Annotated in this window: 11 protein-coding genes; 4 read left to right on the top strand and 7 right to left on the bottom strand. The window is 49.4% G+C overall.

Features of this window, described 5'->3' with window-relative positions:
• The 4 genes from ACJMM9_RS00530 to ACJMM9_RS00515 all read right to left on the bottom strand — a co-directional run.
• A partial coding sequence (locus ACJMM9_RS00530; RefSeq protein WP_405322865.1) for a PD-(D/E)XK nuclease family transposase occupies positions 1 to 450 on the bottom strand: 450 nt, incomplete at its 3' end.
• A 387-nt stretch (positions 451 to 837) separates the two neighbouring features.
• Positions 838 to 2,049 (bottom strand): aspartate aminotransferase family protein, encoded by a 1,212-nt coding sequence (locus ACJMM9_RS00525; RefSeq protein ID WP_405322863.1) that lies wholly within the window; start codon positions 2,047 to 2,049, stop codon positions 838 to 840.
• Positions 2,030 to 2,821 carry an acetylglutamate kinase gene (gene argB, locus ACJMM9_RS00520; RefSeq protein ID WP_014546850.1) on the bottom strand — a complete coding sequence of 264 codons (792 nt, stop codon included), beginning with the start codon at positions 2,819 to 2,821 and terminating at the stop codon, positions 2,030 to 2,032. The genes ACJMM9_RS00525 and argB overlap by 20 nt, the downstream gene beginning before the upstream one ends.
• Before the next feature lie 134 nt (positions 2,822 to 2,955).
• The gene (locus ACJMM9_RS00515) at positions 2,956 to 3,597 is read right to left on the bottom strand and encodes a hypothetical protein (RefSeq protein ID WP_405322860.1); all 642 of its coding nucleotides are present in this window, start codon (positions 3,595 to 3,597) and stop codon (positions 2,956 to 2,958) included.
• 184 nt (positions 3,598 to 3,781) lie between these two features.
• On the opposite strand from ACJMM9_RS00515, the gene ACJMM9_RS00510 reads away from it, so the two are divergent.
• Complete coding sequence (locus tag ACJMM9_RS00510) at positions 3,782 to 3,979, top strand: ferredoxin (RefSeq protein ID WP_405322858.1); 198 nt, start codon at positions 3,782 to 3,784, stop codon at positions 3,977 to 3,979.
• Between the two features lie 166 nt (positions 3,980 to 4,145).
• Here the strand turns inward: ACJMM9_RS00510 and ACJMM9_RS00505 are convergent, their stop codons facing one another.
• Complete coding sequence (locus tag ACJMM9_RS00505; RefSeq protein ID WP_405322855.1) at positions 4,146 to 6,536, bottom strand: Tex family protein; 2,391 nt, start codon at positions 6,534 to 6,536, stop codon at positions 4,146 to 4,148.
• A gap of 376 nt (positions 6,537 to 6,912) precedes the next feature.
• On the opposite strand from ACJMM9_RS00505, the gene ACJMM9_RS00500 reads away from it, so the two are divergent.
• Genes ACJMM9_RS00500 through ACJMM9_RS00490 form a run of 3 tightly spaced genes read left to right on the top strand, consistent with a single transcriptional unit; the run spans position 6,913 to position 9,032 of the window.
• The gene (locus ACJMM9_RS00500; protein WP_405322853.1) at positions 6,913 to 7,671 is read left to right on the top strand and encodes an EI24 domain-containing protein; all 759 of its coding nucleotides are present in this window, start codon (positions 6,913 to 6,915) and stop codon (positions 7,669 to 7,671) included.
• Positions 7,672 to 7,700: 29 nt separating this feature from the next.
• The gene (locus ACJMM9_RS00495; protein ID WP_405322852.1) at positions 7,701 to 8,357 is read left to right on the top strand and encodes a DUF975 family protein; all 657 of its coding nucleotides are present in this window, start codon (positions 7,701 to 7,703) and stop codon (positions 8,355 to 8,357) included.
• Positions 8,358 to 8,390: 33 nt separating this feature from the next.
• Entirely contained in the window at positions 8,391 to 9,032 is a 642-nt protein-coding gene (locus tag ACJMM9_RS00490) for an HAD family hydrolase (RefSeq protein ID WP_405322849.1), read from the top strand.
• A 5-nt stretch (positions 9,033 to 9,037) separates the two neighbouring features.
• Here ACJMM9_RS00490 and ACJMM9_RS00485 read toward each other — a convergent pair whose 3' ends face one another.
• Together ACJMM9_RS00485 and ACJMM9_RS00480 are read right to left on the bottom strand one after the other, a co-directional pair.
• A complete protein-coding gene (locus tag ACJMM9_RS00485) occupies positions 9,038 to 9,595 on the bottom strand; it encodes a flavin reductase family protein (protein WP_405322848.1) in 558 nt (185 codons plus the stop codon).
• A 31-nt stretch (positions 9,596 to 9,626) separates the two neighbouring features.
• Positions 9,627 to 10,703, bottom strand: a complete 1,077-nt coding sequence (locus ACJMM9_RS00480; protein ID WP_405322846.1) for a DUF4434 domain-containing protein — start codon at positions 10,701 to 10,703, stop codon at positions 9,627 to 9,629.
• Positions 10,704 to 10,836 lie beyond the last annotated feature (133 nt).

Genomic DNA, 10,836 nt, shown 5'->3' with positions numbered 1-10,836 from the left:
TACAACCGTAACAACAGGATTCAATTCATAATTGTACTTCTTGCCGCGTTGCCCCTGTGCAATGATCGTCTGCGAGGCGTAATAAATCGAACGATTGACAATATTTTCCTGGAAAAGAATTTGAACTTCGATGATGAATCTCCGCTGAGCCGAATCAATGCAATGTAAATCAAATACCGAAGTCCGATTTTCGTTCGAGCCGTCGCTGTATTCCTTGTTACGGGACTGCACATCGACAATCGGCGACGCAATTTCACCTTCAAGCACGGCATTCAAAAGCGCAATCAGGCAAACCTTATTTTGCGAGTCCGGATTGAAGGCCTTCTTGAAAGTTCTGTCGAGAAGAAGATCTGCAAAAACGCCCGCGCCTTTGTATTCTTCGAAAGTTTTAGCTTCGCCAATCATTTCACCATGGCTATTTTTTGTTTTGGCCACAATATTATTTTCCATATTTTTCCAGTGTTAAACGCCCGAATATGTCGGGTTCATAGACAGAAAACGCTCCCCGTCCTTTATATTAACACGCTTTTTATAAAAAAAATTGGTCCACTATTTTTTATAAAAATGAAATTTTTACAATTAGCAATGCGTCGAGTATGCAAAAAAAGACCTGGAACAAGGTCCAAGTCTTTTTGCAATTTTTTCCAAATCAACCGCCTTTATCGTCATTCTGAGCCATTTATGGCGAAGAATCCAGTAAAGTCTTGATTTAACTGGATGGGGCAAGCCCCAACTCTTCGGCTCGGTTATGCCCATGCAAGCATGGTCGCAACACTCGCCTTTTAAGTTGTCTTCCGCCTTCGGCGTCAGGATGACGGTCGGGCATGACAAATCACATTACTTGGCAGCCTTAGAGAATGCGGCCTCAAGCTTCGTCAAAGCTTCGTCGCATTCAGCAGCGGAGACGTTCAGCGGCGGGAGCATACGGAGCACGTTGCCCTTAGCGCTCAAGACCATCATGCCTTCGTCACGAGCGGCAGCAATCACGTTACCGACCGGGAGCGATTCGTCGAGAGCGAGGCCGAGAATAAGGCCTTCACCACGCACGCCCTTCACTGCCGGGAACTTTGCGGCGATAGCTTCGAGGCCAGCCTTAAGCTGAGCAGAACGAGCTTCGACATTGGCGAGGAATTCCGGCTTTGCAATCTGGTTCACGACAGCGAGACCCACTGCGCAAGCAACCGGGTTACCACCAAACGTTGTGCCATGATCGCCCGCCTTGAGCTGGTCAGCAACCTTCTGGCGGAGGAGCACTGCACCGAGCGGGAGACCGCCGCCAAGAGCCTTAGCAAGCGACACGAGGTCAGCATCAATGCCATGCTTCTGGAGGCCAAGGAATGTTCCGAGACGGCCCATACCTGCCTGGACTTCGTCGACAATCACAAGGCAGCCGAATTCTTTCTTCAAGCTGTTGATGGCAGCGACCATTTCGTCGGAAACGGTCATCACGCCACCTTCAGCAGCGAGAGATTCGAGCATGATGGCGCAAGTGTCGTTGTTGACTTCGGCCTTGAGGGCAGCCACATCGTTCCAAGGAACGTGAACAAAGTCACCCGGCATGGAGCCAAAGCCTTCGCGAATAGCCGGCTGGCCCGTTGCAGAAAGGGCTGCAAACGTACGACCGTGGAAGCTGTTGATGAACGTCACGATCTTCTGGCGGTTCTTTTCGCCCTTGCGATCGAAATACTTACGAGCAAACTTGATGCAGCCTTCGTTAGCTTCGGTACCGGAGTTGCAGAAGAAAGCCTTGTCGAAACCCGTTGCAGCGAGGAGAGCCTTGGCAAGGTTCACCTGCGGGTAGTTCGGATAAAGGTTCGAAATGTGGAAGAAGCTGTCCATCTGTTCTTCGACAGCCTTCTTGATAGCCGTATTCTGGTGGCCGAGAGCGTTCACGGCAATGCCAGCGACAAAGTCAAGATACTTCTTGCCGTTCTTGTCGAACAAGTAAGAACCTTCGCCACGGACAAATTCAATATTGGCCTTGCCATAAAGCGGGGCGATAAACTGCTTGTCTTCTTCAAAAACGGAATTAGCCAAGGATTGTGCCATAGTTCAGTTCTCCATTAATTTGTTTTACAAAGTGGTCGGCATCCTTCCAGCCGACAATGTGAATGCTCTTGAGGCCGCGTTCAATGCTCTTGAAGCTTTCGCGGACCTTCGGGATCATGCCGCCGTTGATAACGCCAGAAGCAATGAGGGCTTCGCTTGCATCTTCCGTGAGTTCCGGAATGACGGTCTTGGTATCGTCCATCACGCCCGGGACATCGCTCACCAGCACGAACTGGTCAGCGTGGAGTGCCACAGCCAGTTCGCTTGCGGCAGTATCGGCATTCACGTTCCAGCTCACAGCCTTGCCGTTTTCGTCCGGACCGATAGAGATCGGGCTTACGACCGGGACAAAGCCTGCAGACCAAAGCGTTTCCACAATCTGCGGATTGACCTTCTTGACTTCGCCCACGAGGCCAAGATCCACCTTGCCCTGCTTCTTGACCACTTCAAACAACTTGCCATCGACGCCACTGAGGCCGACAGCGTTGCAATTGTTTTCGAGGAGCATTCGCACGAGCTTCTTGTTGACGTGACCCGAGAGCGTCATTTCGACCATCTTCATGATAGAAGGCGTCGTGACTCGGAGACCGTCGATAAAGGTGGGTTGTTCTCGGAGCAAGGAGATGTTCTCGTTGATGTCCTTGCCACCGCCGTGCACCACGGCCACTTGGCAGCCCATAGCCGGAAGCTTGCTGACTGCCGCCACAAAATCGGCCAACTTGGCTTCGTCGATTGCCAAGCTGCCACCAATTTTTACAACCACTTTTTTCATCGCTTACGATGTCCTCTTAATTCTCAGGCGAAATGCGAGCACCATTGCCCGGATTAGCCCGAAAAATTTACCGCAAATGTAGAAAAAGGAACTAGGGGTTAGGGATTAGGTTTTGGGTTTTAAGGCGGTAGGAATTAAAAAGCAGAATATATGGGTCCCCAAATGAGCTTCAAATAAAACTTCTTGGAGCCTTTTTTCAAATCGTAAGTATCCAAGATGGAATAGGAATATGAGGCCGAAATTCTCACCCAAGTAATATTCACATTCAAGTCGCCATGCGCACGCAAATAAAATTTATGCCCCGGACTAAAAGCAAACCAATCCGTTTTGTAGCCGAGCCCGATCGAAATGGGAACGTATTTTCGTACAACAAAAAATTCCAATGTGGGATTCAGCAAAGTTGCCATGCCCAACCAAAAGTAAGTAATCTTATCCGAACCAAAAATCCAACTATCCACAAAAGAAGCCATTGCCAGCACACCGTTCATCGCTATACCAGCACCAATTCTTGCACATCCATTCGAATTCGTACACGAATCTCCAACATCAGAAAGAATGTGAAAATTGAAAAGTTCAGAGCTAAGATATAGTCCCTTAGCCAACCAACGACCATAGTCCGCATTGAAATTATAATCCACATGATGCCCCCAGGCAGTGAGTTCCATGCCCAAAGAAGCCATGTGCTTTGCCATCTTTATTCCATGGCTGTAACGTTCAAAAATTCCAACAGAGCGTGAAGAATCTTCACTCGCCATTTCGGCATGTACGCCATCCACATTTGCCCCCGCAACAGGAACCGTTTCCGCAAACGAAAACGAGCAAATAAGGATTATAAGGCAAACAAGCTTACGCATTTGGGTAAAAAATACAAACAATCCCTCTTTTCCTTCACTTTTTCACTCTTCAGGCGTAATTTTTTTATATCTTTTGGGAAAACCTAACCAATATAAGAGGTATTTTATGGCAATTACGAAAGTTTGGCTCGATGAATCCAGCGACGAATGCGTCTCCTGCGGCGCTTGCGAAGCAACTTGCGATGCAGTCTTCTCCGTTCCGGAAAAGATGGTCGTTAAGGAAGGCGTTGACTTCAACGCATACGAAAACGAAATCAAGGACGCTGCTGACAGCTGCCCGGCTGGCGTGATCAAGTTCTCGTAATCGAGCATTTAGGCAAAGTTATCGCGGAACCCCGCGATGGTACGAAGCTTTGCTTATCTTGTTAGATTGAACACAAAAACAGCACTCGATTCTATCGAGTGCTGTTTTTGTTTGTGTTTAAATGGCGCCCCCGGCACAAGGCCGGGGTGACATTTTCAATCAAATCTTAGAAGCCTTTCTTCATGGACTTCAGCAAAGCATTCAGCTTGGCGGGCTGGGCGGCCTGCGGCTTCTTCTGAGCAAAGCCCGGGCGTTCCTTACCGGCAATCTTGTTCTTGAGGTCGGCAATCGTTGCATGACCCTGGATGCCACCCTGCGGGCGAGCACCGCCGTCGCGATGACCGAAGTTACCACGCGGGCCACCCACGCGCTGACCGCGAGGACCGTTAGCTCCAGCACCGGCAACACCGTCCGTCTGTTCCTGCTTCATGGAAAGGCTGATACGCTTCTGGTTTGCATCGACAGCAACCACGCGGACCTTCACCACGTCACCGACCGTAAGCACGTCCTTGGCGTCCGTCACATACTTGTCGCTGATTTCAGAAATGTGAACGAGACCGTCCTGATGCACACCGATGTCCACGAAGGCACCGAAGTTAGCGACGTTCGTCACCACGCCTTCCATCCAGCTACCCGTCACGAGGTCGTTGATGGTCTTGATGCGGTCATCGAACTTGGCATAACGGAATTCCTTACGCGGGTCACGGCTCGGCTTCTGGAGTTCCTTGAGGATATCTTCCAAAGTAGCACGACCGACTTCGTCGGAGAGGAATTCGTCGAGCTTGATGCCCTTCACAGCGTCTGCATTACCGACCATTTCCTTGACCGGTACGCCGACCTTTTCTGCCATCTTTTCGACGAGGGCGTAGTTTTCAGGATGCACAGCGGAATCGTCGAGCGGGTTTTCAGCACCCGGGATACGCATAAAGCCTGCTGCCTGTTCGAATGCCTTCGGGCCAAAGCCCTTGACCTTCTTCAAATCTTCACGGCTTGCGTACGCACCGTTTTCTTCGCGATACTTCACAATAGCTTCAGAGAGAGTGTTGCTGAGGCCAGCCACGTGAGAGAGAAGCGGAGCAGAAGCGCTGTTCACGTCGACACCGACCATGTTCACGCAGCTTTCCACGACTTCGTCCAAACGCTTCTTGAGTTCGCGCTGGTTCACGTCGTGCTGGTACTGACCCACGCCAATGGACTGCGGATCAACCTTGACAAGTTCAGCCAGCGGGTCCTGCAAGCGGCGGCCAATGGAAATAGCACCACGGGTCGTCACGTCTTCCTTCGGGAATTCGGCAATAGCGATCATGCTTGCGCTATAGACAGATGCACCTGCTTCGGAAACGATAACGCGCGGCGGAACCTTGCCCTTGAACTTGAGAGCCATTTCGCCACAGAAAGCATCCGTTTCGCGGCTAGCCGTACCGTTACCGATAGCGATGAGGTCAATCTGATACTTGTCGATGAGGCTCATCAGATAAACTGCAGCACCAGCCTTGTCGTTCCACGGTTCATGCGGCTTGATAATGCCGTGGTCCATGAACTTGCCGTTCTTGTCGAGCACAGCGACCTTGCAACCCGTACGGAAACCCGGGTCGAGGGCGAGCACAGCCTTGTGGCCTGCCGGAGCGGCGAGCAAAACGTCCTGGAGGTTCTTGGAGAACACCTTGAAAGCTTCTTCTTCAGCGGCATCCTTGAGGAGGAGGCGCACTTCGCTTTCCATGCTCGGCTGGAGCAAGCGTTCCCAAGCGTCCTTGCACATATCTTCGAGATACGGCTTCCAGACAGAGTCGTGCTTGATGACCTGATTCTGGAGATAACCGACCATTTCTTCGTTCGGGACTTCGATGGAGAGGCGGAGTACCTTTTCCTTTTCACCACGGCGGAGAGCGAGCATACGGTGGCTCGGGATCTTCCCGACCGGTTCGCTAAAGTCGTAGTAGTCCTTGAACTTGGTTTCTTGCTTTTCGAAATCCTTCTTGACCTTGGAAACCATGACACCAGTCTTTTCGACCTTGTTGCGGAGGTACTGGCGGAATTCAGCGTTGTCTGCAACTTCTTCGGCGAGAATGTCTGCAGCACCCTTGAGGGCGGCACGCGGGTCGGCAAGGCCCTTTTCTTCGGACAAATAAATACGGGCGATTTCTTCTGCCGTGTTTCCGGTATTTTCCTGGGCCCACATCAGGCGGGCGAGCGGTTCCAGACCAAGTTCCTTTGCAATCGTTGCGCGAGTACGCTTCTTCGGCTTGAACGGAGCGTAAATATCTTCGAGAAGAGTCTTGTCCTTGCAAGCTTCAATCTGAGCCTTGAGTTCCAGCGTGAGCTTGCCCTGTTCCTCGATGCTCTTGAGGATCGTTTCCTTGCGGTCCACAAGTTCCTGGAGGTAGTCGCGACGGTGGCTGATGTCGCGGAGTTCAATTTCGTTCAAAGTACCCGTCTGGTCCTTACGGTAACGGGCGATAAAGGGGATCGTGCCCCCCTGGTCCATAAGTTCGAGCGCCTTCGATACGCGCCACACTTCAAGATTCAGTTCTTCAGCAATGATCGCAGAAAAATCCATTTGAGATTCCTACTTGTAGATTCCGTTTCCGGATTTGGGGTCCACCGAGCCATACACCCCTCATTGGATAGCACAGCCCGCACGGCCCTCGGTGACACAAGCCCGGCCACAACCGCAGCCAGACACCCCTCTTGGGGGTCTGTTGAATATAGCAAAAGAAAGTGTCACATTTTTGACACTTTGGGGTTTGGCTTGAAACACACCCACTTTTAACACGTAAAAAACTTATAACAGACTACTCTATCCTTGAAATTTTACATACTTTAGATCCAAGCAATGTTTTTCAGCATGTAAATCCTAAAAAAGGAATCGTATGATCCTCCTTCGGAGGATGACCCACTCCGACTCGAAAAAAATCCAACCCTCGAAACTACAAATGGCAATACCTCGCGCAAAACAACTCAAGACAGGCTTCACCTCCTACGTCAAGGCAATCCGTCTCATACGTGCAAACAAGCTCACAAAGTATCTGCTCATCCCCGCCATCTTGAACATCATCGTCGTGGTCGCATTTATCTTCTCGGGCGTTGGCGTAAGCGACTGGATTAACGGCATCATCGAGCGCAGCACCGAAAACATGAACGGCTGGATTCACGCCGGCATGGTCGCCATAAAAATCATCCTCCCCATCGTTTTCTTTGCGCTATTCATTTTCATCGGCGGCACGATTGTCAACATTCTCATGTCGCCCATTTACACGTTCCTTTCCGAAAAGACCGAAACGATCCTCACCGGGAAAGAATTTCCGTTTGACATGAAGCAAACGCTCAAGGACATCTGGCGCGCTATCGTGATCGCCATTCGCAACACGGCAAAGCAACTCGTCTTGACCGCTCTTTGCCTTTTGCTGAACTTTATCCCCGTCGCAGGGAGCATCGCATCGCTTGTCCTGATTTTCATCATCAATGCGTATTACTTTGGCTATGGATTCATGGACTACACTTACGAGCGCTGGCGTTTATCGCCAAAGGACAGCCGCAAGGAAACACATAAACTAAAGTTTGTGGCATTTGCAAACGGAGCCATTTATTCGTTACCGCTCTACCTCATCTGCGGATCGTTCATCGCCGCCTTCATTGGGGGCGTTTCAACCGTCGCCGCCACGCTATCGCAACTGGAATTTAAGGGAAAATAAACTATATTAATACAAAAAAAGGAGAAAACATGGACGCATTAGACACCGCAAAAATCAAACAAACTGCATGGGAAAAACTCGGCGGCAAATGGAGCAAGGGCATCGCCGGTCTCCTCGTATTCATACTCATTTCTATAGTAATCGACATTCCTTCGGTTTTCTTCGAAGAGAATTCCATGGGCAAATGCATCTGGAAAATTTTGGAAGCCCCGTTCGCTCTCGGCCTAGACATTGGCATTTACGCCTACTTCCTGGATCTAACACGAAACAAGGAACTTTCACTCAAGCGATTGGTTGTCGGTTTTACAAACGGATGGGGTTTTTATTTCAACCTCGTTTGCACCCAGCTTTTGATGTGCTTATTCGTTTTCCTGTGGTCTTTGCTCTTGATTATCCCAGGTATCATGAAGGCATTTTCTTACACCATGGTTTACTTCATCCTTTTAGACCATCCTGAATATTCAAGCCGCCAGCTCTTGCGCAAGAGTAGCGAAATGATGTACGGCCACCGCATGGAACTGTTCGTACTCTACCTGAGATTCATCCCCTGGGTTCTCTTGGGAATCGTCACTTGCGGAATTGCATTCTTGTGGGTTGGCCCATACGTGACCGCCGCTTTCAGCGAATTTTATTTACAGCTGAAGGCAAAGAAAGAAGACGTTCCGGAAGTCGCAACAAACGCATAACAGAAAGCAAGTTTTGTTTTCTATTTTTGCGACATGCTCAAGAACTACATTTTTGATTTAGGCGGAGTCCTTTTGGACATCCGCATGAAAAACGCTTACGAACGCTTTGTCGCTTTAGGATTGCCGCCCGCTGAACTTGAGCCGGGCGGTTCTGTTTACAAGCTGATGGAAGATTATCAGCTTGGATTTGTGACAACGCCAGAATTTTGCCAACAAATCGCAAGCAAGTGCGCCACAAATTCTAACACAAGATGCGCCGCAAGCCCGACAACGCCGCGCGATATCGAAGACGCCTGGAATTCTATTTGCCTGGGCGTTGCCGACCGCAAACTGCAAGCACTCCGTCGTTTGCGCAAAATGGAAGGTGTCGCAAGCGTTTCGCTTTTGAGCAACACAAACGAACTGCATTGGGAATGCTGTTGTCAAAATTGGTTCAACGCCAACGGCAACAAGCTCGAAGACTTCTTCGATAAAATTTTCTTGAGCCAAGAACTCCATTTGCAAAAGCCAGACCCCGAGATTTTCAGAACCGCCATCCGCGAACTCGGAGCCTCCCCCGCCGAAACAATATTCCTCGACGATAGCCCCGTCAACACCGCCGCCGCAGCCGCCTGCGGATTGCAAATGCTTACCGTGACGGCAGACATCGACTGGGTGGAAATGTTAGGACTTTAATTTTATTAAATGCTCTTTCCGTCGCTGAAAGCGTTCCCGACGCGACGTTCCATCACGTAGTAACCGTGGCCTGCGGAATCGTAGCAAACCGGAGCAAGCTTTTCGACGGAGAGTTTTCCATCTTGATCGAGCACGGATTCGTCGGCAGTGACGTTTACGATTTCGCCAAGCAAAAGTTCAGATTCTTCGTCGTAACTCACGAGCTTGCATTCGAGCGCGAGCGGCAATTCAGCAACAAGCGGTGCATCGACATTTTCGCTCTTGACGGACGTAAAGCCCGCCTTTGCAAACTTATCCGCCACGCGATTACCACTGGTAATGCCCAAGTAGTCAATTGCCTTGATGCGATCAGCAGTCGCCATGCTCACGGTAAAAGATTTGCGAGCAAGAATGTTCGGCATGGTCTTGTGAGTCTTGGCCACATAAATCGCGATCTGGTTGTTATCGCTGATAGAACCCCAAGCCGCCACCATAGCGTTCGTCGAGCCATCCTCATTATAAGTGGCGATGACCAAAGTCGGCTGCGGGTACAGATAGGTTTTCACTCCGAGATTTTTACGCATAGGCTCTCCTTTTTTCTTGAATTATAAAATTTTAATGGCGATCAAGATAGACTCGTGCGCCATTCAGCTTGTAAAACTTTGGCTGTTTTCGCAAGGCCGCACGATTCTGCGAGCAATCGCGATTCTTGAATGGCAATATGGATTGTGTCGAGCTGTCCGCAGCTTGTAATTTCCACTTTTCAAGCGAATCTAGTCCAGCATTCCCAAGTACTGCCAAATCATAACCGATTACGTTCACAGCACCCGCCGCCCGCGCCGTATCAAGTTGCGCTGAAATTCGCGCACTATCGGCAAGCGCTTTAGAATCATCCGTGCGGAACAATTCCGCATCAACCCAAAATTCAATTCCGTATTTGGTGCATGCTTTTGCTACAGCCCGTTCATAGTTACCGACCGTCGCTATATCGGCATGAGCCATCCCTGCATCATTTGCGCCAATGCCATCTTGGACGGCAATAACATCTGGCCTGAATCCCGCTGCAAAAAGATTCTCGAAAAACGATTGCAAATTTTCGGGAGTTTCCAAATTCTGGTTGTAGAACGGAGCGGCCATAACTTTCCAGCCAAACGCCTTCGCCGCATTTACAAGCGGTTTCAAGAAATGAGAGGCAAGCGATTCCACAGTTGCATCTTCACGAAGTCCATCCCAATAATAACGCGAAATTTCTTGCGGAATATACACGCCCTCAATCACATTTTCATGGCCATACAATTCATAAAGTTCATTTAACACACGAAGGTTTATTGCGCACAAAGTATCAATTTGTAAAATTGTCGGCGGAGTAAACCAATCTTCATTGTAATAAAGTCCGAGCCAAATTTTCGTTCCCGCAGCTTTTGCGGCCTCGATACTCTTCGGGAAAAGTTGATTGTTCCTGTACTGCGTATTCTGCAAAAAATCAAGTTGCGAAGGGTAATATAAATGCACCGCCTCAACAGCAGCATACTGCAACACGATATATTCCATTCCGAGTGATTGCAAGCGCTGGTACATGTGTGTCAAGGAATCCTGCGACTGATACGTCGTTGTCCAGCCAGCATCAAACACTCCATTGAACCCTACAGGATTCAACTTGTCAGCGGCAAAAACGTCTTTGATTGTAAACAAAGAAATACAGCACAAAAACGTGACAGAAGTACAGTGCAAAATATGACACAATCTAGACATACTTGAAATATAACATCGTTTCTTTTCATTCGTAAAAAACATTTATCCATATTAGGCTTTTGACCGTTGGTTT

Origin of the sequence: Fibrobacter sp. (assembly GCF_045112255.1) — a bacterium.
Lineage (GTDB): Bacteria > Fibrobacterota > Fibrobacteria > Fibrobacterales > Fibrobacteraceae > Fibrobacter.
This window is presented reverse-complemented; position numbering and strand designations above follow the sequence as displayed.